Origin of the sequence: Candidatus Enterococcus leclercqii (assembly GCF_009933135.1) — a bacterium.
GTDB classification, from domain to species: Bacteria; Bacillota; Bacilli; order Lactobacillales; family Enterococcaceae; genus Enterococcus_C; species Enterococcus_C leclercqii.
The window spans coordinates 1-25036 of the sequence record NZ_MAEH01000011.1; the positions used below are offsets into that span (position 1 = coordinate 1).

Genomic DNA, 25036 nt, shown 5'->3' on the forward strand with positions numbered 1-25036 from the left:
AAATATTGTAGAACCCAAAAAACTCAGGTAAGAATTTTTCTTACCTGAGTGCATTTAACTGTTTGGTTTTAAGCTATCGGCATAGTCTCTTGGCTAAGTCGGCGTACTTGATTCTCTCTTACAGCTGACTATTGGCATAGGATATCATTTGAAATTGATCACTCTTTTCGCGTTCGCTTTACAAAAATGATTCCCGCAAGTCCCACTAACAAGATACCCGATAGCATCAGAGCTGATGCCTTCTGCTCACCAGTTTTAGGGTATTTCTTTGCATGTTTTGCTTGCTGATTCTCATTATTTTTCTTTGTTTCCGTATCGGTCTTTTTCTCAATCTTTTTATAAACGATTTTCCTTGTTTGACCACTCTTAGTGTACTCTCCATTTAAATCACCTACTATATGATCAAATTGAAAGCCTTCAATTTCGTAAATATAGTTTTCAACAGAGAACCGCTTGCCGATAGTATCGTGGAGCGTAAGATTTTCACGCAAAGCTTTTCCTTGTTCGTCTACATAGCTGATTACAACTTGACCCATATTGGGCTCATTTTTTCCATAAACATGGGTCACAACAATTGGATCACGATTAAAGACGCCTCGGACATTGCCAACAGTAGTGACAAAATGATACCCCTCAATTAGGAAGTTTGAACCTGCGACATCATAGGAACCCCCTATTTTGCCTTCTATGCTTTCGGTAGGATGAATAGACTTCCCAGTCACATCTACATATTTTACTTGCACTAAACCCGAGTCAACAGGAAGCTCTTTTTCATAAGTGTAGATTACCAGAATATTGTCTTCCGTGAAGATTCCTTTAAAATTATCTGGCTCTGCAACAAGTTTATAGTCGCCGATTTCTTTAAGGTTGTACTCATTCGTAGATACATCGTAGCTATCGCCAATCAATCCCGTTACTTGTTTATCTTCGGCAATTTTTTCACCGCTTTGGTTTACGTACCTAACCGTAACCATACTTGACGCCTTTTTAATAAATTGAGCCGTATACACTTGATCCGAGGTCATTTTCATTTCAACAGTAGGCAATTGTGGGCTCCAACCAGCAAAAACATAGCCACTATCTGCTACAGGCTCTGGAATTTTTATTCCCGCATCCTTCCATGCAGTTCCGTAATCAATTGCAGTTGAAATTGAGCCATCTGGATAATTCAATGTGCCATTGTCTCCTGAAAGAAAAGTCACCGTTACTTTGGTATCTTCCCAAACTGCGTACAGATCAATATTTGAATTCCCAATAGGTACCTCCGATTGGCCAAGTTCATAATCCTTCGTCCCATCTTTGGCTTTGCTCCAACCTATCAGTGTTTTCCCAGCTCGTGAAAAAATGCTCCCTTTCAATGAAATATTGGAATTTTTAACAGCTTCTTGTACGACAGTTGCGGGAGCTTCTTCATAGTCACCGGCGTGATAGTTCACTTTAACAATATCCTCTGCCGAAGCAAATACAGCTGTCAATGTCGTATCACCTTTCACCTGCATATGATCTTCCGGATAATAGACTGTAGGATTGACATTTGATTGCCAGCCAATAAAGATCTTTTCAGCGGGTGGTGTAATTTCTGTTCCTTGTTTGATTAATGCTTTAGTTGCAAGGTCATAGGTTTTCTCATCAACTGGGGCTTGTCCAGATCCTTCACCAACTTTATACTGCAATTGGAATCCTTCCGTACGCCATTTTGCGAACAAGTCGATATCACGAGTAACAGGTATCGTGTCTGAAAATTCAAAGCTCGATTGTCCGACCTGCCAATACCAGCCATTAAAGATGCCTTTTCCCTCAACAAAAGTCTGCCCTTTCACGTATTCACTTGGATAAACGATAGTCTCATTATCGTCGTATCCTTGTTCAAATAGCTGTGTTCCATTCAGAGAATCAAAGTAGCGAACAATATTTTTATTCGACTCCCATTTTGCAAAGAACATAGAATCACTATCCGGCATTTCAAACTTGGAAAAGTCTACTTTTTGCCGATACTCTGCATCAAAGTACCAGCCAGAAAAAATATAGCCTTCTCGCACAGGTGCAGCCGGTTCAACAATTTTTTGAGCATACTTCAAAGTCAAAGATTCCTCTTGCCCATTAAAACTTCCCCCTTGCAAATTGTAGGTCAGGGAGTGAAGGTTTCGCTTGTAATAGTAACTGCCGTGATAGCGATCAGTAAGTACCCGCTTCTCAAAGGTATAACCATAAATTGGATCTTCAATATAGTTACCGTTCGAATAATAAATCTGGGTATCAAAAAGATCATAGTATTTTCCTTCGAACTCGATATCTGTTTTGTCCAAGGATTCAATATACATCTTACGAACATTTTCTTGCGGAGAGCTTAAATATGCCGCTTGCAAAACCAAATTTCGTTTTCCTGGTGTTGTTGAAATCAAGCTTTCAGAAAGCGTTACTGGATTCCCGGTCGTCGTATTTGAACTCTGGGTAGAGTCGCTCGGATAGCGCCAACCTAAAAAATTGTTGCTAGTGGCACTGGGAATGACTGGGTTGCCAGGCCAAGCTTCTTTGATATTTTGACCAAACTTAGCACTAATCGTGTACTTTTTGCTGTCAGATCCATGATAGATGTCACCGCCAGCGGTCATTTCAGCGTTTATATTCACTAAATCAAACGTCACCTGATAAACAATTCTTGTGTAATAGACATTAATAACTGTTTGACCATTTCCAGAGATTTCTTTTTTATTACTAAAGCTATATTCCGCATATTTCAATGCAGCCTTTCCTGCAGGGCTACTGTCTTTGATTGCATCAGCTGAAGCTTGATCAATTGATATTGTTTCTCCCGCTTTTACATCCTGTTTCACTGTTGACCAGGCAAAGTCATAGTCGCCTATATTCGTTCCAGGACTGCCGGAAAGATTTGGTTTTTCCATCCAGTAAGCAATCGTGTATGTCACTTGTTCTGGCGTCCAAACTGCGTACAAAGTCGTGTCTTCTATGATCGGATCGGTAAAATTATAGCTATCCTTTCCATCAGGTTCCAAAGACCAGTGAGAAAATGTATAACCCTCACGAGTAGGGGCAGTTGGTTGCACACCTCTTTCACCATCGGTCACATATTGTGGATCGACTTGACTACCTTCTGAGATGAACAAAAGGGTCCTTTCAGATGTGAATTTAGGGACAAGAACGATATTTTTAGAAGCTTTTGCTGCATCAAAGTTGAATGGTGTTTCTGCTGAATCCCCCTCCACATACCAGTATGAAAAATGTTCTCCTTTTGGGGCGGTTACCTCTATTGAAGTTTTTGGCACCGGCATTCCAGGTGCTGCTTCCATTGAATCGATCACTTTCCCGGCATTGTCCTTATATTGGATTAAGTAGGTCTTGGTGAAACGGGCATACAGCGTCATCGATTTTTTTACTGCGGCACTAAAATCAAACTGGGAACCTCCAACTGGATCAGTGAACCAGCCAATAAAACTGATTTGTCCCGCACTCGGATCAGGTTCACCTGGATACGCAACTTTTCCATCTGCAGCAGTAGTTATCTGTTTAAATAGCGTAGTCCCGTTTATGAAAGTAACAGTCAGGATACTTTTATTTGATGCATTCTCGGTAATTTCAGTTTTATTCTTTGTCACTACCTCATTTTCTGCCGCGCCCGTTTCACTACTTGGCGTGGTATTTTGCTGCGAATCTGCTTTACTACTCGATTTGGATGACGCACTCTTATCAGACTCAGTTATTGATTCTTCTGAAGTTTTTTCAGACAGGGGTACTTCCTGCGTGCTCTGATCCGTTTTTACTTCTGTAGCAAAGACCACCGCAGCAGGCTCAATAAAATAAACTGTGCAGATACTCACTAACATTAGCCAAATAACTTTCTTTTTCATGTTTTTTACTCCTTTTCCCATTCTCCGCCATTTGAAACATAACTTTGATTCACAAATAAACAGGACAATTCATAGCCTTATGGTTCATTCTGTTCATTTTTAAAATAGATGTTGAAAACTATTTCTGCATTTGCTATTTTGGAGCTACCCTTGTGTTTCTATTAACATAGATACTACTCACTTAAAAAAAATTAATTTGTCATCTTTTTTCGAATCGTTTAAAATTTATGATTTTACACAAATTTTTTTAAGCAATATGACGCAAAAAGATTATAATTAGTGTTTTTTAATCAAAGGAGGGCGAAAATATGAATTTTAAGGAGTTTTTTGACCGCAGAGACCAAGCATACGTTTCCGTTCTTTTTTATTTTGCCGCTCATAACAGTCCCTATCCTAGAAATCAGTTACTACAAGATCTCTCTATCTCACCTTTCATTTTGAAGAAAACAACAGAGGAGCTCACCCACATCATGGGGGAGTTGGAGTTAGACTCAAAAATTATGTACGTAGACCATTTGGACTCTTTCGTCTTTGTGAACTACAGCTGGGAGGATATACTGACCGTCTATCACTATCTTGTTGATAATTCTCTCCCCCACAAAGTCCTTCTCTATATCTATCGACACAACAAATTTTCTATTCAAACCATCACTCAAAATTTAGCTATAAGTGAAGCTACATTGTATAGATGCATCGCCAATCTAAATGCACTTCTAAAAGAATTCGAGTTAACCATTCGAAATGGAGCCATTCTTGGCGACAGTTTACAGCGTAATTATTTTTTCTTATCCTTCTTTTTGGCTTCCATACCAATAGAGGACATCCAGAAAAATGTTGCTGTTCCAGAGATTAAGGGCTTCATTGATTTATTGGAGAAAAAACTAGGTATCTCTTTGACTCCTTCTACAAAAATACGCTTGTCCTTATGGTGTAAAATCATCAATGAGTCCCGCAGTATGAAACTTCCCCTTTCGAGGGTTATCTTAAAGCTTACAACCGAGCTTCAACGTGATCCGTTGTATACTATAATTAAAGAGTGCTACTTTTTATCCATTAGTTATTCCGCATTGCTTGAATCAGACTATACGGTTGCTTGTATTTATCTATTTCTCTTGTCCAGCTTTCCTTTTGAGATTGAAGAAGCCTTTAAGGATGACAAAAATGGCTGCCCCAGCAGTTTGAATAAGGTGAAAATCATGAACGAACTTATTCTCACAGAGATTAACAAACAGTGGCATGAAACGGACAATCAGGAGACTTGTTTTCTTGACTACCATTCAAAATTTTTACTCTCTCAGATCCACTGCAAAATTAACTATTTCATCGGTGAAATAGTGAGCTACGATAGCGATCAACTCATTCAAATGGATAGCACGTCTTTGGCTGATCAGCAGTTTTTACGGCGGTTGCTTGCTTTGATCGAGGCACAAGTTAGTAGAAAATTAGGCGTTGCAGAAAAGTTTTACACTTCTTGGGTTTATTCAAAACTTATTTCTCAACTAAAAGGAACTGCCCCAAATCCTATCAAGATTGGAATTCATCTCTATCGGACCCCCTTGTTGGCAGATATTTACGTAGATAACATAAAAAAAAGCCTCGCTATTCATACACCTTTATTCATTGAGGCTGCTCTTCCTAATAAAGCGTATGACGTCTTAATTTCCGATAACAAAGAATTTAGCAGGTGCTTCACATTTGATGAATTCATTTATATTCAAAATCTACGAAAAAAAGAAATGCTATCCCTCCTGGAGATAATAAAAGAGAAATCGAGGTGACAGACATTGAGAATACTCATTATTGGCGGTTCCCATGCTGGAATTTCAGCTGCCAAATATCTAAAAAGTTTGATTCCTACATCTGAAGTTATTCTAATCGAGCAAACGAATGTACTTGGCTTTATTCCCAGTAGCATAAATTTCGTCTTTGACCAAGTATTTTCCATTGATAACTTAGACAAAGGAGAAGTAATCACATCAGAACAACTGCAATCCATGGGCATCACCGTCTTGTTAAAAACTCGGGCTACTGAGTTACGTCCCGCAAAGCAAGAAGTTGTAATCCAGAATAGCGGTACTTTATCAGAATCATGTCTTAGCTATGATATTCTCATTTTGGCGATGGGTTCTTCTAAGCTGGCTATTGCGGAATTAGGTGTGGGTACCTCTCTTTCAAGGGTCCTCTCCTATAAAAATCCCTACGAAACAAAACAGGCCTACGAAAAACTCAGCTCTGCTCAAAACATCACCATAATCGGGGCTGGATTGATTGGTTTGGAATTGGCTACCAGCCTCGCCAAAGATCCAACAAAGAAAATCACCATAGTTGAACAGATGGGTCGTCCCCTCTTTCGATATTTTGACCCTGATATGACGAAGATTTTATTATCCGCGATTCCGCCAAGAGTAAATTTTCGACTTGGTGAAACTTTTAGCGGCTTAAAATTAACGGGTGACCAAAAAGTTGTAACTACTTGTGGAGACAGCTCTTTTCCTACGGATGCTGCCGTTTTGGCATTGAACCCACGTCCAACTATTGACTTGATTCCAACTTCTATTGAACTGGAGTTTGATAGTACGGTAAAAGTCAATAAACACATGCAAACGACTGACCCAAACATTTACGCCATTGGTGATCTGGTGAAGGTACCTTTTGGCTCAATGGTTGAAAAAGCCTACTTGCCACTAATATCAATTGCTAAAAAAACCGCATTAGCTGCCGCAAGACATATTTCTGGTTCCAGTAATCGAGGCATAACTGAGTCCCAGCGCACAATCGGAACCTTTCTCTTTGGTTTATATATGGGCAGCACTGGCATCACTTCCGAAGAAAGCGTTCTGCTGAACATTGAAACACAAGCATTCACAAAAAAAATCAGCTACTTTTCACAAGTCAACTACCAAGACAGGTTTTCCCTGACACTCAAAATAATTTATGATGCGAAGAAACATACTATTTTGGGAACACAGTTGGTCACCTCTCATCGAGAAACTCTTGAGCTCATTACTATCTTCGCGCAAGCAATTTCAGACAAAAAATGTCTTGAAGATCTCTTGGATTTGGAAAATTATTATGCTCCACAGCTTTCTCCCAACAGCAATTTCATTGCAGAGACGATTTTAGAAGCATTGAAAAATTAGTTACAGGTAATTTCTTTATCTGATTATCCTGTTTTTTCTAAAACCATTGCCCCATTTCATCTAGAACAGTTCAAAAAAGTACAGATTAGATGAACTTTGTAATTGCCGGAAATAAGAGCGGTGTGACAATCGTCCTGTCAACCTCCTCCGAAGCGAGCATTACCAAATGTGAGCCACAAGCAAAAGCCAAGTCACTTCCATCAAAAAACAGTGGAAGTGACTTGGCTTTTCATTGTTAAAAGTTTCAAACACAGACTCTCCTTGATTTCATTAAGAGTGGTCTCTGTCATTCGTCTATCTTTATACGTATGGTAACGTTCCTTCTACGGACTTTGATGCAAGAATTGTCGCAACTATTTGCTAGCATACATTTTCTTATCGACTCTGCTTATTCAATTCCCCACAAAATGAGACATGAACAGGCTGGCGATGTTGAAATAAATCAATACGGAGGTCAGGTCACTCAGCGTGGTGATAAATGGCCCGCTGGCGACGGCCGGATCAAAACCCAGCCGATCCATCAGCATTGGGATCAAACTGCCGGCCAGATTGGCAACAGTGATGGCGCACATCATGGCCATGCCAATCACAAAGCCCAATATCGGATTGCCTTTCCAAATGGAAACAATCGCAAAAATTGTTAATCCGGTGATCGCACCGGTCACAAGTCCTGTTAGCACTTCACTGATTACCGTACGGAAAAAAGAGCTTTCCTTGTCGTCATTGATTGCCAACCGGCGCACCGCAACCGCCAATGACTGCGTGCCTGCATTTCCGGCAGTCCCAGTAATCAAAGAAATGAAAACTGCCAAAATCGAAGCTTCACTCACCAATTCCTCGTAATGGCTGATCAGGCTCGCAGTTGCCATTCCTAAGAACAACAGCGTAATCAGCCAGGGCAAACGCCGGCCAGCTGCTTTGACAGGATTTTCGGAGACTTCTTCTACGTTGACCCCCGCCAAACCGGAATAGTCGCTGGCTGCCTCGTCGTCGATTACGTCAATGATATCATCGACAGTGACAATCCCCAGCAAATGGTCGTCGTAATCTGTGACTGGGAGTGCCAGAAAGTCATAATCACGGAAGGTTTGGGCAACATCTTCTTGGTCATCTCCGACATGGACACTAATGACCCGCTCGCTCATGATGTCTACGATCATTGCATCGTCTTCGTTGACGATCAAATCCCGCAGCGAAATTACCCCTACTAATCGATTTTCCTGATCTACCACATAAATATAGTAGATAGTCTCAGCAGCAGTGGCCTCACTTTTTAATACATACATCGCCGAGCGCACCGTCTGATTGGCTACGATGGAGACGTATTCGGTAGTCATGATGGAACCGGCTGTGTCATCTTCATAATGAAGCAGTTCGCGGATCTCTCGAGCAGACTCAGACGGCATAATGCTCAAGTACTTCGCCATCTGTTTTTTGTCCAATGTATTTAGCAAATCTACCGCGTTATCAGTGTACATTTCTGCCAGCATATCGGCGGCATAACGAGGTCGCATCTCTGACAAATATTCCGTCATGTGTTCATTGTCTTCTTCAATGACGTCGAACATATCCGCCATTTCTTTCGGGGAAAGATAGGCATACATGATGTGGCGGTCTGTTTCGTCGAGAGATTGATAAAATTGCCCTTGCTCATAGATATGCAACTCCAAAAAGATTTCTCGAAATTGCTTCATATCATTGTTTTTAAGGGCTGTTCTCAGCTGTTCGAACTGCTCCTCCAGCGCTTCTTGATTTTCATCCAATCTTTCTCACCACACCTTCATTTATTTCAACGACCGAGGCTACCTTCTTACCAGCAGTCCCTCGGTAAACTGTTTTATGGGTCACAAAACATTCAATTGTTACGCATCTCGGCAATCAACAGCCCCATATCCGCTGGCGGTTCTTGCACAAAGGACAGACGTTCACCAGTAAAAGGATGGTCAAACTCCAACTGATAACAGTGCAAAGCTTGGCGATTGATTCGTTCCAAACTGCCCCCGTACATATCATCACCTAAAAGGGGACAGCCGATACTAGCAAAATGAACTCGGATTTGATGGGTCCGACCCGTATGCAAGCGAATATCCACCAATGCCTCAGCCTGCTCTAAATCCCGCCGTTCCAACCAGTATTCAGTCTGGGCACTTTGGCCGTCGGAAGCCACCTGCCTGCGCATCAATGAGGTCCGCTCCCGCGAAATCGGCTTATCAATCATGGCGTGATCAGCTAACCCACCGACTGCACCTCCCACCAAGGCCTGATACTTTTTGAGAAAACGATGAGCTCGCAATTCTTTGTCCAGTTTTGCATGGGCAAAGCCGTGTTTAGCAAAAACCATCAATCCCGACGTGTCACGATCCAGTCTAGTTACGATATGGATTACTTGGTCTTTATAGCCTTGCTTTTGATAGTAGGCCTTCACTCGATTAGCTAATGTGCCCGTGGGATGATACTGGGCCGGTATCGAAGCAATCCCCGCCGGTTTGTTCACTACCAAGACGTGGGCATCTTCATAAACAATCGCTACCGGTCCTTCTGAAGGCAGCATCGTTTCGTGCTCCCCTTCATCAGGGATAAGGAAGCTTACCTGATCTCCAGCTGCCAACTTATACAACACATTTTGTTCATTGCCGTTCACCAGGATCTGTCCACCCTGGAATTTGACTTTAGCCAGCAGGCCTTTGCTGATGCCCTGCTCTTTTAAAAAGTTCCGCAACAGTTGCGGTTCTGATTTTTCAAAACGATATTCAAATCTCATGACTATCTCCGATAAAGGCATCTTTCACCCGGTGCCAAAAATGCATGTGTCGATTGGATACAAAGCGAATGCGCTCATCAGCGATTCGATAGTACACTGCATCCATCTGATCCTGTTGGATATCCAGTTGATCCACCGTCACTAAATAATCCCCGGAATGCTGCAGTTTAATCTTCAACCAATCATTGTCAGAGATAACGATGGGTGAACCCAGTGTCCGAAAGACGCGGTTGTTCAACGAAGCAATCTCCGCTAATTGCATGGCATTGATGGAAGGGTGCAATACTGCCCCGCCAACGCTTTTATTATAGGCTGTTGAACCTGTGGGAGTGGAAACAGATAAGCCGTCCCCCCGAAAGCGCTCAAACAATTCATCTCTGATATAAACATCGGCGACCATCGTCCGGTTGCCCCGTTTAATGGTCGATTCATTCAATGCCAATAGACGACGTTCCGGCTTGCCATTAGCATAAGAGATTTTGACCTCCAAAAGCGGGTAGCTGATACTTTTGACTTCTTCTTCCCGCAGGCTGTCCACCATATCTGCCAACTCGTAATCCCGCCAGTCGGTATAAAATCCCAGATGTCCGGTATGGACTCCTAGAAAGCGGACCTTACTCAATAATTTGGCATATTGGTGGAAAGCTGACAACAACGTGCCGTCTCCACCAACGGAAATCACCAAATCAGGTGCGGCCTGATCCACTTCAATCTGAGCTTCTGCTAAAAGCTGCTTTAGCCGATGGACCACTTGAAGGGTGAGTTTCTGCCGATTCGCCACGATGGCTACTTTCAATCCCATTTGACTGTCCTTTCTACTGCTACAGACGGTAAATTATCTGCCGCCTTTGTCTTGTTCATCTTCTCTGTCGATAGCCGCTAAGTAATAGCCGTCATCGGACTTGCCTCGCCCATGAGCAAATAAGCGTTGCGCTTCTTGGATTTCTTCGCGAATTTTGGACATCTCTTCGTCCAATTGATACGCCGCTTCGGCTGCCCGTTGCAGACGTTCTTTCATCTCTTCAGGAAAAGCCCCTTGGTACTTGTAGTTTAGCGAATGCTCAATTGTCGCCCAGAAGTTCATGGCTAGCGTCCGAATTTGGATTTCTGCCAAAATCTTCTTTTCGCCGCCGATCAGTTGTACAGGATACTCGATTACCAGATGGTAGGAACGGTATCCGCTAGCCTTCTTATTTGTGATATAGTCCCGTTCGATTAAAACTTTCATATCTTTACGGTTACGAATGATCTGCACGACCTGATGAATATCTTCCACAAATTGGCACATGATTCGCAGCCCAGCGATATCAGACATCTCCTCGTCCAATCGCTCCATCGGAATGTGGCGAATTTGACTTTTGGTGATGATACTTTCTATCGGCTTGACTCGACCTGTGACAAACTCGATGGGTACATGTTTGTTTTGTTCACGGTACTGTTTGCGAATTCCCCGCAGTTTGACTTTCAGTTCAGAAACCGTCTGCTCATAGGGAGCCAAAAAAAGATCCCAATCTCGTTCCATATTATCCCTCGATTCATCCAGCACCGGAAATTTCTCGGTGGCAGTCCTGTGCAGGCTGTCTACGCTTTTTACAATCAAAAAAGTCTTAGTACAACCATGCATCCAACATTGATTTTACCATAACTTCGTCTGACTTACGGCATTTTCTTCTTCGCCTGCCAGACCATAATTTCTTCTCATAATTTTGGCGTCACACTTGCTCAACTATCCATTCAAGAACAACAAGGCAAGGTTTTTAAGAGACGTAAGAGCCGTCCGTTTGAAAATTATTAAACCGATTCAAAAAACTAATGAGAAGCACCCTTATTCATTGCAATGACCGGCTTTTTGTGCAAAAATGTATAAATATGAGAAAAGAGGTTGAATCATGAGCAAATCACGGGAGATCGAGTTCAAAACTATGCTGACGGAGGCTGAATTTGGACAGGTAAAAGAGGCCTATCACCTGAATGACGAAAACTTCAAAAGCCAAACCAACTGCTACTTTGATACCGTGGATCAGAAACTAAAAAAACTGGGATGGGGCTTGCGAATCCGTTTGTTTGCCGACCGAGGAGAACTGACCCTGAAAGTTCCCGCCAAAGATGTTGGGCTTTGGGAAATCACTGATTCTTTGACCCTCCGACAAGCGACTTTTTTACGTGAACAAGGTCAAATCTTGACAGAAGGCGCCGTAGCCAATCAGCTGCAAAACCACCACATTGCTCCCAAAGACTTGCTGTTGATTGCTGATTTGACGACGATGCGGGCAGAATTTCCTGTCAAAGAGGGATTGTTGGCGCTGGATGAAAACTTCTACGGCCAACTGCATGATTATGAGTTGGAATTGGAAGTTACTGATGCCACAATTGGCGCTGAAGCTTTCCACGCTTTGCTCACCCAGTTGGGACTTACCTATCGTCCGGCAGAAAATAAAATCACACGAGCAATTAAAGAAACGTAAAGAAGGGGTACTTTGTTTTCCTTTTCTTATCATTTCTGTTAAGTTACATATAGTTAAAATTCGATTTGGGGAAATCAAGAAAACAGGGGGAGATTTGGGTGATCGAGGTTTACTTATTCGTCAATCCGTTGGGGCCGGTGTGTCTTGAGTCGGAGACGAACTTACTAGACTTCATGACAACCAGCGAAAAAAAGTTCCAATTTCGCGTCATGCCGCTAGTTAATATGCAGACGATCCAAGATATCATGAAACGTCGGGGAATTCCCGCCAATGATATCGAAACCCGCAACAAATTGTTCAACGATACTTACTCAGCAGCACTAGATGTCAAGGCAATTCAGCTGCAAGGAAAAAAGGTAGGCCGTAATTTTATGATGCGGTTGCAAAAAGCAGTTGGCTGTGAAGGCATTCCCTACTGCCGAGCCTTAGTAGAAGAATTGGTGACAGAAGTCGGTGGCGATCTGCCCATGTTCAAAGAAGACCGACCCTCGGTATTCGTCAAGGATATGTTTCAAGTGGATCAAGATATTGCCCGCGAGATGAATATCACACTGCATCCTTCCGCTGTTGTATACAATTATGCCTGCGAGCGGGATTACGGGGTTTTATTGCAAGGACCCGCAGCCATTGATGATTTACCAGAGCTGTGTCGCACAGATGAAGAGAACTATCAGATTTTTCACATCGACGGCTACTTGCAAAAGAAAAATGAACAGCGGGTGCGTCATTATCCAAAGCACCTCAAACTGGTTTACTAACATTCAAAAAGGTAAGGAGAACCGTCTGGGGAAGCGGCTGTCCTTACCTTTTTGCTTTCTTATACTAAATTGGCATAACTCCTGAAAGATTTGAATCTTATTTTAAGCCACCGACATACACTACCTAAGTTCCCTAGCTTCTTTTTTTTTAAAAAAACCGGGCCAAAGAATTTTCTCTGACCCGAGTAATTGCTATCTATCGAAAAGCACTATCTCAATGATCTTCCATTGCTTTTCGTTCGGGAGACTTCCAAGTGCCAGTACCATAGCCTAGAATCGTTTTAATCGCTGGAATAAACGTCGTAGCAATCGTCAGTGCATTAATCATCCAGAACAGCAACAGATAAAAAGGGGCAAACAACAAGTATTTCTTCTTGTGGCCACCTTCATCAATAATCAGTGCCGCACCTAACTGCAACAGTCCCGCGAACATCTCATAATTGACGAAGATAAAACTCATGGCCAGCATATGAAAGATTCTTTCATAATTCCCATCTAGTAAAAAACGAGCCATGAGAATGAGATAGAGTACCAAACTAACCCAATAGAATAAACTCCAAATAATACTGAAGGTCTGATCCACAAACATCACAAATTGCTCTAAGTGCTTGATAGGATGCAGTAAAATTTTCGGTACATTGGTCAGCCAAACTTCGGTGCCTCCCTTAGCCCAGCGTTTTCGTTGCCGATATAACATTCGCAGAGTTGATGGCACTGCCATGAAAAACATAATATCTGGTGCAAAGACGGGTGTCCAACCTCTTAACTGTTGATCCCAAGCGATACTGATATCTTCTGTCGCCCGATCTTGACGGAAAAGACCAGCGTCTAATAGCGCTGTCTTACGATACATCGTGTTGGCTCCACTGTAAGCATACATGGTATTCAAAGTGCCTAACTGGCCGCGTTTGATTACTCCTACAATACTGGAAAACTCTACCGTTTGCGATTTTTCAATAATCCGTGAACGATTTTGGACATCCATGTTGGCAGTAACCGCCGCAATATTGGTGTCTGAATCATACATAAAATAGTTCATGTACTTCCACAGTGCATCGGTCTCTGGAATCGTATCCGCATCATTACTGAGAATGTAGTCCCCTTTAGCAAAACCAACACCGATGTTGAAGGCATGGGCCTTGCCTTTATTGGCATCGATACGAATCACTCGTAAGCGAGGATATTCTGCCATCAGTCTTTCCAAAATTTCCGGTGTTCGATCAGTAGAGCCATCATCCATCACCAGCACTTCATATTCATGATAGGCAATTTTTTCTAGCAAATAGCGCAGAGTCGCCTCAATCACGATTTCCTCATTGTGCGCCGGAACCATGATTGTTATAAACGGCTCTCGCTCCGGTGCAATCCGTTTGAACCCTTTTTGCTTATCCTTGAACAAAAAACGGTAACACAAGACTTGCACAAACCAACTGAAAGCACCGATGATTGGATAACTAATCAAAATAAAAATCATTACATTGATAATGACAGTCAACACAGGGTTACCAAATTCAAAATAGCTCATCTTTCAGCACCTGCTTTCTCATAAGCTTCTTTCAATTCTTTGGTGCTCAGGTTTTTCTCCTCCGGCACTACGTAATAACGAGTATTTTCGCGAAATTGCGAGTTGCCAAAACGCTCAGTCATTAAGTCATCGTAGACGTGCATTCGCCTACGCAACTCATCACTGTCGTAGGCAATTTCTTTTGAACAACGATTTTTGATTTTATAATTGTTATACAATGTCAGCGCAACTGCTCCAATGAGCAACACTACAAAAGCTACTGCAAAAAATAGATTTAGTTGCGAAACCATCTGTCGCCCATCTTGATAGTTCCAGACTGGTTTCACTACATTGCGCAACACAGTAGAAGATAAGGTCCAATAAATTGGAATCCCTACTGCCAGCCACCCAATGATTACTGCTATCGTGATATATATTTTGATGAAAAGATGTCCCTTTTCAAAATATCGATCTCGTACAAAGGCTTTTTCAGCTGCCCGGAAGGAAGCTTTGTCATCAGTATTATTTTTAGTGACCGCTTCTTTTTTCACAATCTTTGCTCCTCCCTAGGATTTCGCTCAGCCTATACCACGATTATGACGAGCCGCTCTGAAAATTGCAAAAATCATGATTTCATTTAAGAAAAAAGCTAAAAATAAAAAAGCAGTTAACCATTTCATACCTTTTTTGCTACCTAGTCATCTCATTGGAAAAGTAATAAAAAACATGAAAAAGCGCAGCTACCTGCGCTTTTTTGGTGTCTATTCAAGTGTCGGCCCCATGTGAATGTGATGCCAGGTTTGCTCCAAGCGGTATTGACCACCGGAATTTTTGATCTGTTTACTTCCTTGATGAAGCTTGCGATATTCCCGTGGCGTTTGTTTGAGAAATTTACGAAAAGTTCCTGCAAAATGCTGGCGACTGTTGAAGCCACACTGGACAGCAATCTCTACTAGAGGCAGATCACTGTTAGTTAATAAGTAGCAGGACAACTTAATTCGTTCACGATTAATGTATTCGATAATCGTCAGGCCCAACTGCTGTGAAAAGAGCAGATGAAGATAAGATTTATTGATGCCGATGTGCTGTGCGATTGCGGTTACTCGCAGTTCTTCGGCAAGATGCTGGCGAATGTAAGTGAGGGCTTGGTTCAGGTACTGACTTCCTTTTCTGCTGCCGTCATTTTTTAAACAATGGCACAATTCCAACAGTACCCGGTTAAACAACAGTTCCACACTATAATTCATCTCTTCTGACCACCCCTGTCCTGGCGGCTGCGTGGTCAAAAGTTGTAGCAAAGCTTGTAAGCTACTGGTCAAACTACGACTATCTTTAGCTTTTACTGGGATGCTATTGAGGTTTTGGACCAACTCTTGATAGGAAGCAGAAGTTTCTTTTACCCGGCCAATATTGAAAGTTTTAGTCCCTTCTCCCATTAAAAACTCAAGATTCAAAAGATGACAAGGTTCCCTCTCTTTAATCAATAATTGATGCGGAACATTTTCATCCAAAAAAACAAATTCGTTGGCTTGCAGTTCAAAAAATTCTTCATCTACTTGAATCTGGCACCGACCTTTAGTTATCAACATGATTTCGCAAGCGGGATGTTGATGCACCGGCATACTGAATTCCTTCAAGCTGATCGCGTAAAAAGCGGTAATTTGTGCTTTGTCACTGGCTGAGGTAAAAAGCGACATAGCTAGCTCCTTTCTGTGAGATTTCGGCAACCACACTAGGTGCCCTTTCGTTGCCACAAATGATTTTTCTCCATTTTACCACCATGTACCTTCCAGCGCGAACTCGCTTTCATTTACTTTTCTTAAATGCTCAGGTGCTTTTTAAAATTGTGGTCATTCCAGATTACTACTTCATTTTCTCCTGCCGCTAATTGTTGCAGTGGTCCACAGAGATTCTTAAAGGAATTTCCAAGCAAGTCTTTTTCCACCGACAGCGGACTACCGTCAGAGTTTTCAAATTCTGCATCTGTCAATCTAGTACGCATCAGGTTTTCAGTGCCACGCAAAGCTGCCTGTTGCTGTAAAAACTCTGGTGGCAATGCCATCTTCAACGTCACTTTTCCTTCTTCTCGTTTGATGGTCAGTTGCGGCTCAAAAGCGTTTACTATCAGATTGGCAATTTCTTTTTCGAAGGGGACTGCTCCTTGAAGATACACATTGTCACGAATATAGACAGGTTCTTTGACTTCTTGAAATTTCTCCACATCCACCGGCCCATAAGATTGGACCTCTGAGATAAAATCAGCCAAAGAAGTATGGTGTCCATTATAATGACCAGTTCCAACAGTTGCCGTAGCCGCATCGCCAATAAAAATATTGTTGTACCAGCGATCATCTCCGCCGTACACAACTGCATAACCTTTAACCTTCGTACTGTGCTTCAAGTGATAAGGTGTTGCGCGGTCTCGCACATCTGACCAATCAATATTACCGGCAATCAGATTATTGACGTACGCCCCTCCTTGAGAAAAATTTCGTAGTGCATAGAGAGAAGCAAAAATATTATTGTCTACCAGATATGGCCCATGACTGACCTCCACAAAAAAATCTAGTCCATTGTCGTAGTAGAGATTGCGACTGATGCGCGTCCCTTGTGTTTGCCAATCCAGCCAAGTGCCACAAGAACAATCGTGAATGTGATTGTTAGAGACTTCTACATCAATGGCAGCATGTAGTTTGATACCGGCAATCTCCCAGCCCCGAAATTCTCGTTTCATGGAAATGTCGTGGATATGGTTGTCATAGATTTTGGAAAAGACACAACCTAAATGACCAACAATTCCGTTTTGTCCGCAATCGTAAATATGGTTGCGGCGAATAATATGGCTACCAATCCTTTCTTTGCTCCATCCTTGATCTTCTGCAGTGAAAACTGACTCCAGTTGATAGGTGTATCCTGGCTTGTCTTTGCGATAACTGTAATAGTTATCGCCAGATTCCGAAATCTTGCCCAGACTGATGGCTGAACATTTAGCGTCATGGAGCAAATTATCTTCAATAATCCATCCTCGACTCCATCGCGGTCCGATCATTCCCGGTTGATCTCCTGTAGGTGGTGCCCATTTACTAGCGCTATGACAAATTTCAAATCCTCGTACGGTAATGTAATTCAATCCGCTAATTTCAGGATAAAAGCAAGCTGGTCTGACGTTGATTTCCACCAGTGCTTGTTCGGGATTGAGCTCTTGAAAATTGGCATAGATTGTCGTCGTTTCTTCATTTACCTCTGCAAACCAAGTATAGCGCAGTCGTTCCGGATAGCGTTCTGCCACTTCGACAAAGACAAAAAACTCTTCCACGCTTTCTCGTAAAACCGGTGTCATTACTCCTGCTAAATTCGTCGCCTCGTACATAGCTTGACCATTCAGATAAACTTCTCCCAAGTGGGCAGTTCGTGTTGTTTCTGTCATCCAATCTCCCCAAACCGTTTCCTTGAAAGGATTGAAGCTTCCAAAGAAGTCATTGTGGATTACTTTTTTGTAAACAGAACCAGCTACCAAATCCCAGTCGGTTACCTGCTCAGACCCCTTGATTACAACTTTCTCACCAACTGCCGCCTGATAAATGATTGGTCTAAATTCGCTCAAGCCTGCTTGTCGCGGACGTACCCACTCCCGATATTCGCCAGTGTGGACGGTTACTATGTCACCAGCTTGTGCGATTTCAGCGGCTTGTTGGATAGTTAAGAAGGGTTTTTCTAAGGTACCGGGAAAATTTACTTCGCCATTTTTCGCTACGTGATATTCTGTCATCTCTTTGCTCCTTCAGGTTTTGATTAGATTTACAGGTATATTGTAGGAAGAAAACGCTATAATAAAAAGGGTAGAATTCGTCATTGATTGGACATATTTCGTCTAAGGAGGTACCACTGATGCACTTTTTTCAAAACTACGGTATGGAACCCGGGATCTTGTTTCATCAGCTTCATTTAATGGGGGAAAGTTTTCCTTCTCACTATCATCGCGCCTATGAGCTCTTGCTGGTTCAACAAGGAACGCTCCTACTCACAGTAGACGGTGTCGAGGAAGAATTGCTCGCTGGTGACGGTGCGTTTATTTTTGGCAATCAGATTCACAGCTTTCATGCACAGCCGGAAACCCATTTGGAAGTGCTGATTATCGCACCAGAACTGATTCCAGATTTTCATCAGCTGTATCAAGAAAAACTTCCTATCACCAATCGACTCCCTCAAGCGGCAGCTGCCCTTTCTATCCAAGAACATATGACAGTCTTTCAAATAAAAGCCTGTGTCTATGACTGTTGCGCTCGCTTGCTAAATGATACTGAGTTTCGCGAACTTCGAAACTCTAAAAGCAGTGAACTGCTATTACAGATGCTGCGCTGGATCATGAGCCACTATCAAAAAACTGTCACTTTAGATCAACTGGCCAGCCAGCTCAATTACGATTATAAATATCTGTCGAAACTCTTTATTCGTGGGACTGGTATGGGCTTCAACGAATACGTAAACCATTTGCGAATTATCAAAGCTCGTGAACTACTTCAAAATACGGAGTTATCCATCCAGGAAATCGCTCATCTATGCGGCTACGAGGCAGTCCGCACTTTTAATCGCAACTATAAAAAAATCACTCAACGCGCTCCTTCTGAGGAACGGAGGGCCCATTGAGAACCCTTCTAGTAAAACGCTCTTCTATCACTCATCTATTAGCCCGTCTATTATTTAGAAAAGCTGAAAATATTTTTTGTTACCGGATAGATTTCACTCATGCTCTGCGTATAATAAGCGAATTCAGGAAATACCGTACGGAAAATATAGTTTTGCATCTAAATCCACAAAAAAGTCTAAACACAGGTTGCCACATATCAAAAAATGTCAAAAAAGGAGACGGTCACATGGAAGAGGAACTTATCGCCAAGCTACAAGCTCGAAACTTTGATGGTTTAGCACAGCTCATCAGCCTATATGGCGATCCCATCCTTCGCACCGTCCGCAGTATTTTGAAAGAAAGCCATGAACGTTCAGAGTGGGAGGCCACGGAAAATGAGATTTTCTATGCCATCTGGGAAAAGATCGGTGATTTTGATCCTCTCAAAGCCTCTTTTGCCACTTGGCTCTTGATGATTGCTAGAAGTAAAGCCATCGATCAAAAACGACGCTTAGCCAAGGTCTATCAACAGACTCAAATTGATGAAACGTCGGAAAATTCTTTGACAACAGAGGATGCCAATCCATTGGCTGAAGAAGAGTTTATGCTCTTGGTGGATACTCTTTCAGAAGAGGACCAGCAAATTTTTCTATTCTATTATTTTTATCAGGAAACGCCACGGCAGATTGCAGAGCTGCTTCAGCTGGAACCGGCTGTGATTTACAACCGCCTGTCCCGTGGCCGTCGCCGATTGAAGCAGATTTTGACTGAAGGGAGTGAGCAGCATGGGATTTAAAGATGTTCTGCTAAATGAAAACAAACGCTTGGCAGCGATAGATGATATTAGCGGTATTGACACAGAAGCTCTTTACCAACGTAGTAAATACTATATTTTAATGAAAGAAATCGAAAGTCTGATGTCGCCTCAGTTGACCCCGGGAGAAACGATCCAAGGCTATTTACCTTTAACTGTCGCTGATAACACTGGGTCCATGAATACTGGTTACAATGCACAGACCTACGTTACTACTGAAAAAGCACGCTGGTACGTAGACCAGTTCAAAGATACTCGCGGCAACCGGGTCATGATTTTTACTGAAACCCGGATCATCTTTCTGGTGATTGTGGAATTTTTCGAGGAAAATCGCTATTACAGCTATGCTTACGACTCGATCCATTCTATCTTCACTAAAAAGCACACGCGGCGCTATTTTGATGAACACATGAAACGGCAACGCCACGTCTGGTATCTGCTGGACTTTCAAGCTGACAACCATGTATTTGATGAGACCTTGACCCAAAAAGACTACGAAACATTGAAAGAAATCTGGCAGCGGATCCCTGCTATGGCTCGCATTCCAGAAAGCAACCGGGTGTATCGCCGCAACTTATTCGATCGTATCACCAGTAATGGGAAACTAGCGTTCAATGTCGGCTTCTGGCTGTTCAATCTTCCTTTTGCTATCTTCCTCATTTGGGTAATCTGGAATTTGATTCGTTATGCGTTGGGGGCACCAACAACGATGTTTTAACGATCGCTTTCACAAAAAAACGCGCATCCTGCGGCTAGCTTTTTCCACAGGATGGCGCGTTTTTTTAGTTATTTCATTTACATCCGCAGCTTTGCTAATTCAGCAGCTTTTGCCTCAGCGATAAGTCCAATCTGATTTTCCGAGATGGGGGCACCAAAGGGCTGCGGCTTAGGCAAATATTCCAACTCCGGGGCATCAACACCGACATTGATATCTTCTTTAATCGGTACACTGGCATGGTGGATATGTCCGTGAAGGTTGCGGATATTTTTCGTGATTCCCAATAACATCGGATAGTGGGTCAGATAGTATTGGTGACGATCAAATTTCAAGAGAACTCCCACATCGTGAAAAAAGAATTTTGGCTCTCCTGGTATCGCCCCTCCAGGATCATTGGCTGCCAAATACTTGAAAAAGGCCCGATTGTCATGATTGCCTTTGATAAAATGAATCTGTCCTTGCAAACTAGATAATAATGCCAAAATTTCTGGATAACCTTTGTCGTAATCCGGATGCATCGCAATGTCCCCTAAGTGATAAACCACGTCTCGTTCTTTGACTACACGATTCCAATTGGTAACCATGATTTGGTTCATTTCCGCTACATTTTTAAAGGGCCGCGGTGCAAAATCATTATTTCCTAGCAGGTCCTCATGAAAAAAATGGGTATCCGAAGTGAAAAATTTCATCAGAAGACCTCCTCTTCTTAGCCTCGCAACTCAGTAAGTGGTTCCTGCAATACAGTTAGAAAGAGCCACCAGTCAGCCACACCTACGATTGCCGACAACTTCACTTTAAGTATAGTGGAGGTCTGCCTTAGAAACAAACAAAAACGCCCCGGGAAACAGGTTCCCGAAGCGTCTACTCTCTGATTAATCCACTTTGACGAACAGACCGCGACTGATAAAGCCGTCCATCAGGAAGTAAAATTTTTCCTGCAACATTTTATGACTGCCATCTTTGAAAATATTTACTGCTTTCAAGCCATTTGCAGTTGTCACTGACATTTTTACTGTCTTGATATCCTTGTCTACGGTGATTTTCAACTTGAATCCTTCTTTGCTTTGAGGGGTCGCCTCTAAGGGGCGGATCAATTGGAAATTGCCGCCATTGGTCTCAGTAAACCCGTTATCTCGCAATGTATAACGCTTCGCTTCCGGCGCCAGCTTGTAAGCTATCGGGCTGCCGAGAACTGTTGCTTTTTCTTCAAATGCCATTTCTTTCACCTCGTCGATTATTGCTGCGGAAAAAGCCGGCCTTCTTGCTTGCCGCACCTCCCCAGAGCGCTTTCTTATCTTCAATTATATAAGTTGGCTGCGGCTTTTGCCAGTCCCTCAAGGAGATTATTGCGCGCTTTTGACCAATTCTGTCAGCTCTTTTGCAAACAGGGTCACATCTTCTGTGGTATTGCCATAGCCGAAGCTGATTCGAATGGATTCTTTGGTAGCTGGGCTCTTGTGACCATACATTGCTTCCAATACGTGAGAAGGCTCAATATTGCCGGCGGTACAAGCAGATCCTGTGGAAATCGCCAGCCCCTTTAAATCCAGTTTCAGTAAAAGCAAGTCATTGGTGACACCAGGAAAACGTAGGTTCAAAACTTGCGGCAATTTTTGCTGGGAATCACCATTTAACTGCCACTTCACACCAGCTTCAGCTAAGTGATCGGTGACAATTTTACCAAAGCTCCGATATTTTTCCCGTTCCCTTTCCTGTTGCTCTGGTGTTAACAGACTGATTGCCTTAGCCATACCGCAGATGGATGCCAAATTTTCTGTGCCGGCGCGGCGTTTTTCTTCCTGTTCTCCCCCATGAAGGTAAGCTGGCAGAGGAGTTTGATCACTTTTGTACAAAAAACCGACTCCCTTGGGACCGTTGAACTTGTGGGCAGACGTACTCAGCAGATCAATTCCCAGCTCTTTCGGGCGAATCATCACTTTACCATATGCTTGGACAGCATCAGTATGAAAAATTGCCGGATGATCCTGCAAGACTTCAGCAATTTCAGCGATTGGCAGCAGATTTCCGGTTTCATTATTGGCGTACATAATTGAGACCAACGTTGTATCCGGGCGCAACGCTGCCTCTAAATCCGTCACATGGAGCTGTCCTTTTTCATCAACTGGCAGATAGGTAACTTCAAACCCTTGTGTTTCCAGATAGTGCATGGTCTCCAAAACCGCCGGATGCTCAATCGTGGTGGTAATCAAGTGACGGCCTTGTTCTTGGCGGGATTCTGCGACTCCAATAATTGCGGTATTGTCGCTTTCCGTTCCTCCGGAGGTAAAGACAATCTCATGGGCTTTGACTCCTAGAGAACTGGCAATCGTATCTCTTGCCAACTCCAATTCCATTGCTGCTTGTCGTCCGTAGCCATGAATGCTGGAAGGGTTCCCGTAGACCTCTGTCAAGATTCGCTGCATTTCAGCAATCACTTCCGGGCGTAGCGGTGTCGTAGCTGCATGGTCAAAATAGCCTTTCATTTTTTAGTCCCCTTTTATCTTTTAAGCCGTCTATTCAGGCCAATCGCCTCTGAAACGAACAGCTTTTCGTCAAGTTTTGCGTAGTTTTACTCCCTGTCATTCTAGCACAGTGGAAAAGCCATTGGCAAAGGATGTGGGGCAGCCCCGATTGTCCCCATAAAACAAACCGCCGTCAATTCTGGCAAAAAATCCAGCCGCCCCTTATCAAAAGCAATCCCGCTTAGGTCAGCACAAAAAAGCTGTGGTTCTCATCAAAGGAGGACCACAGCTTTTCTAATTTTATTGAAAATCTTTTTCTTCTAGTTTAAATAATGGGCTCATAGGTTTGTTCTCATGAATTACTTTCACTGCTTGTCCCATCAATTCGCCGCAGCTGATGTAAATCATATTTTCCGGATGGCGATCATCCGTAGTAAAACAAGAATCTGTCACACATAAAGAGGTGATCTGGGAGTTTTCAATCAGCTCTTTGGCCGGTGGTGACAATAAGGCATGGGAGGCACAAGCGTAAACCTCTTTAGCGCCGGCGTCTTTTAAGAATTGCGCCGCTTTAACCATCGTATTGCCGGTATTCAAAATATCATCTACCATGATGCAGGTCTTGCCCGCGACATCCCCGATTACATAGCCGCCGTTAGGATCGCTCTCTTCTTGATCGACAATTGCCAAGGTTGTATTCAGATATTCACCAAGGCTACGGGCGCGCTGGACACCGGAGTTTTTTGGTGAAACAACTACATAATCGTCGCCAGTCATGTTCAGATCCCGATAATACTTTGCAAACAGTGGCATCGTAAACAGATTGTCTACTGGAATATCAAAGAATCCTTGGACTTGGACCGCGTGTAAATCAAGGGTTAAAACGCGTGTCGCACCAGCTTCTTGCAGCATATTCGCAATCAACTTAGCTGTGATTGGCTCATGAGGCTTAGCTGTCCGGTCTTGGCGGGCATAGGCATAATAGGGTAAGACCACATTGATCGTCTTGGCGCTCGCCCGTTTCATGGCATCGATCATGATGAGAAGTTCCATGTAATAATCATTGACCGGTTGATTGGTGGCCTGTACCAGATATACGTGTACCCCCCGGACTGTTTCCTCGATACTGATGGAGATTTCTCCGTCACTGAAATGCTTAATCGAGCAAGCCCCCAGTTTTGTTCCGAACGTAGCAGCAATCTTTTCAGCCAGCGGCAGGTTTCCGTTCAAGCTGAAGATTTTCAGCGGCTTTTCTTCGTAATTAACGCCCATCTTGTCAATCGTCCTCCCAAGTTTTCGTGGATTTTCTTTATTCTAACATAAATTCGGTGAGATTTCTGCCGGGACTTTCGGCTTTAGGGCAAGGAAACGGTCCCATTGACCCACTCAGCAGGAATCACTTTTCGATAGTTGCCCCAGTTGTCGTGAACCTTAAAATAGCGTTTGCCGTCAGCAGTCTCCATAAATCCATAGGCTGTGACCCAATGATTGCCGTATGTAGAGCCTTTTGCTTTCATCAGCCCCAAGATTACCGGTTTTCCCTGCTGGATTCGTTTCACTCCCCGATACCAGCCGCCAGCCATCGTAGCCCGGGCGCGATACGACAGATGAAAATAAGTAAAGAACTTTGACAATCCATGGGCTACTTGAAAAGCCAGTGTCGGCAATTCATAAGGCTGAATCAAAATCCGCAGAAAAGCTGCCAACGTTTCACCGTCACGGCTGTCCGGGCTGCGCAATGTCTTCGGTACAATCTCCGGGTCGATATGATCTTGATAATAAGCCAATAATACAGAAGCCGCATTGGTACCACAGAGATAACCACTATGGGTAATCCAATTTTTATAGGGCGCAAAAGCTGTTTCGTCAATCCCAATCCAGCGGTCTTGCGGGTAACTTGCCGTCATAAGGCATTCCTCCT

The 25036-nt window shown here is 43.0% G+C and carries 21 protein-coding genes; 7 read left to right on the top strand and 14 right to left on the bottom strand.

Features of this window, described 5'->3' with window-relative positions:
• Positions 1–158 precede the first annotated feature (158 nt).
• Positions 159–3866, bottom strand: a complete 3708-nt coding sequence (locus BAU14_RS04875; protein WP_161898968.1) for an InlB B-repeat-containing protein — start codon at positions 3864–3866, stop codon at positions 159–161.
• Positions 3867–4174: 308 nt separating this feature from the next.
• Between BAU14_RS04875 and BAU14_RS04880 the strand changes: the two genes are divergently transcribed.
• Both BAU14_RS04880 and BAU14_RS04885 read left to right on the top strand, forming a co-directional pair.
• Complete coding sequence (locus BAU14_RS04880; protein ID WP_161898969.1) at positions 4175–5644, top strand: helix-turn-helix domain-containing protein; 1470 nt, start codon at positions 4175–4177, stop codon at positions 5642–5644.
• A gap of 6 nt (positions 5645–5650) precedes the next feature.
• Entirely contained in the window at positions 5651–7006 is a 1356-nt protein-coding gene (locus BAU14_RS04885; RefSeq protein WP_161898970.1) for an NAD(P)/FAD-dependent oxidoreductase, read from the top strand.
• 392 nt (positions 7007–7398) lie between these two features.
• On the opposite strand, the gene mgtE is transcribed toward BAU14_RS04885, so the two are convergent.
• The 4 genes from mgtE to BAU14_RS04905 all read right to left on the bottom strand — a co-directional run bounded on the left by mgtE (position 7399) and on the right by BAU14_RS04905 (position 11289).
• Positions 7399–8769, bottom strand: coding sequence for a magnesium transporter (mgtE, locus tag BAU14_RS04890; protein WP_161898971.1), 1371 nt, complete (start codon positions 8767–8769; stop codon positions 7399–7401).
• 92 nt (positions 8770–8861) lie between these two features.
• Entirely contained in the window at positions 8862–9767 is a 906-nt protein-coding gene (locus tag BAU14_RS04895) for an RluA family pseudouridine synthase (protein WP_161898972.1), read from the bottom strand.
• The gene (locus tag BAU14_RS04900) at positions 9757–10563 is read right to left on the bottom strand and encodes an NAD kinase (protein ID WP_337248034.1); all 807 of its coding nucleotides are present in this window, start codon (positions 10561–10563) and stop codon (positions 9757–9759) included. Before BAU14_RS04900 ends, BAU14_RS04895 begins: the two co-directional genes overlap by 11 nt.
• Positions 10564–10602: 39 nt before the next feature.
• On the bottom strand, positions 10603–11289 hold the full coding sequence (locus tag BAU14_RS04905; RefSeq protein WP_161898974.1) for a GTP pyrophosphokinase: 687 nt from the start codon (positions 11287–11289) through the stop codon (positions 10603–10605).
• Between the two features lie 367 nt (positions 11290–11656).
• Here BAU14_RS04905 and BAU14_RS04910 point away from each other — a divergent pair, with 367 nt between their 5' ends.
• Complete coding sequence (locus tag BAU14_RS04910; RefSeq protein WP_161898975.1) at positions 11657–12232, top strand: CYTH domain-containing protein; 576 nt, start codon at positions 11657–11659, stop codon at positions 12230–12232.
• A 98-nt stretch (positions 12233–12330) separates the two neighbouring features.
• Positions 12331–12990: a DsbA family protein gene (locus BAU14_RS04915; RefSeq protein ID WP_161898976.1), complete on the top strand. Its 660-nt coding sequence runs from the start codon at positions 12331–12333 to the stop codon at positions 12988–12990.
• A 214-nt stretch (positions 12991–13204) separates the two neighbouring features.
• Here BAU14_RS04915 and BAU14_RS04920 read toward each other — a convergent pair whose 3' ends face one another.
• The 4 genes from BAU14_RS04920 to BAU14_RS04935 form a co-directional block, all read right to left on the bottom strand.
• Complete coding sequence (locus tag BAU14_RS04920; protein WP_161898977.1) at positions 13205–14515, bottom strand: glycosyltransferase family 2 protein; 1311 nt, start codon at positions 14513–14515, stop codon at positions 13205–13207.
• The gene (locus BAU14_RS04925; protein WP_161898978.1) at positions 14512–15045 is read right to left on the bottom strand and encodes a hypothetical protein; all 534 of its coding nucleotides are present in this window, start codon (positions 15043–15045) and stop codon (positions 14512–14514) included. Before BAU14_RS04925 ends, BAU14_RS04920 begins: the two co-directional genes overlap by 4 nt.
• Before the next feature lie 210 nt (positions 15046–15255).
• The gene (locus tag BAU14_RS04930) at positions 15256–16191 is read right to left on the bottom strand and encodes an AraC family transcriptional regulator (RefSeq protein WP_161898979.1); all 936 of its coding nucleotides are present in this window, start codon (positions 16189–16191) and stop codon (positions 15256–15258) included.
• Between the two features lie 122 nt (positions 16192–16313).
• The gene (locus BAU14_RS04935; protein ID WP_161898980.1) at positions 16314–18263 is read right to left on the bottom strand and encodes a right-handed parallel beta-helix repeat-containing protein; all 1950 of its coding nucleotides are present in this window, start codon (positions 18261–18263) and stop codon (positions 16314–16316) included.
• A 119-nt stretch (positions 18264–18382) separates the two neighbouring features.
• Here BAU14_RS04935 and BAU14_RS04940 point away from each other — a divergent pair, with 119 nt between their 5' ends.
• The 3 genes from BAU14_RS04940 to BAU14_RS04950 all read left to right on the top strand — a co-directional run bounded on the left by BAU14_RS04940 (position 18383) and on the right by BAU14_RS04950 (position 20653).
• Positions 18383–19141 carry an AraC family transcriptional regulator gene (locus BAU14_RS04940; protein WP_161898981.1) on the top strand — a complete coding sequence of 253 codons (759 nt, stop codon included), beginning with the start codon at positions 18383–18385 and terminating at the stop codon, positions 19139–19141.
• Between the two features lie 227 nt (positions 19142–19368).
• Positions 19369–19917: a sigma-70 family RNA polymerase sigma factor gene (locus BAU14_RS04945; protein ID WP_161898982.1), complete on the top strand. Its 549-nt coding sequence runs from the start codon at positions 19369–19371 to the stop codon at positions 19915–19917.
• Positions 19907–20653, top strand: coding sequence for a PH domain-containing protein (locus tag BAU14_RS04950; RefSeq protein ID WP_161898983.1), 747 nt, complete (start codon positions 19907–19909; stop codon positions 20651–20653). The genes BAU14_RS04945 and BAU14_RS04950 overlap by 11 nt, the downstream gene beginning before the upstream one ends.
• A 77-nt stretch (positions 20654–20730) precedes the next feature.
• On the opposite strand, the gene BAU14_RS04955 is transcribed toward BAU14_RS04950, so the two are convergent.
• The 5 genes from BAU14_RS04955 to BAU14_RS04975 all read right to left on the bottom strand — a co-directional run bounded on the left by BAU14_RS04955 (position 20731) and on the right by BAU14_RS04975 (position 25022).
• Complete coding sequence (locus BAU14_RS04955) at positions 20731–21342, bottom strand: metallophosphoesterase (protein ID WP_161898984.1); 612 nt, start codon at positions 21340–21342, stop codon at positions 20731–20733.
• 183 nt (positions 21343–21525) lie between these two features.
• Positions 21526–21870, bottom strand: a complete 345-nt coding sequence (locus tag BAU14_RS04960; RefSeq protein WP_161898985.1) for a DUF1831 domain-containing protein — start codon at positions 21868–21870, stop codon at positions 21526–21528.
• A gap of 126 nt (positions 21871–21996) precedes the next feature.
• On the bottom strand, positions 21997–23136 hold the full coding sequence (locus BAU14_RS04965; protein WP_161898986.1) for a cysteine desulfurase family protein: 1140 nt from the start codon (positions 23134–23136) through the stop codon (positions 21997–21999).
• A gap of 279 nt (positions 23137–23415) precedes the next feature.
• A complete protein-coding gene (locus tag BAU14_RS04970) occupies positions 23416–24387 on the bottom strand; it encodes a ribose-phosphate diphosphokinase (RefSeq protein WP_161898987.1) in 972 nt (323 codons plus the stop codon).
• Between the two features lie 83 nt (positions 24388–24470).
• A complete protein-coding gene (locus BAU14_RS04975) occupies positions 24471–25022 on the bottom strand; it encodes a C39 family peptidase (RefSeq protein ID WP_161898988.1) in 552 nt (183 codons plus the stop codon).
• Positions 25023–25036: the final 14 nt, after the last annotated feature.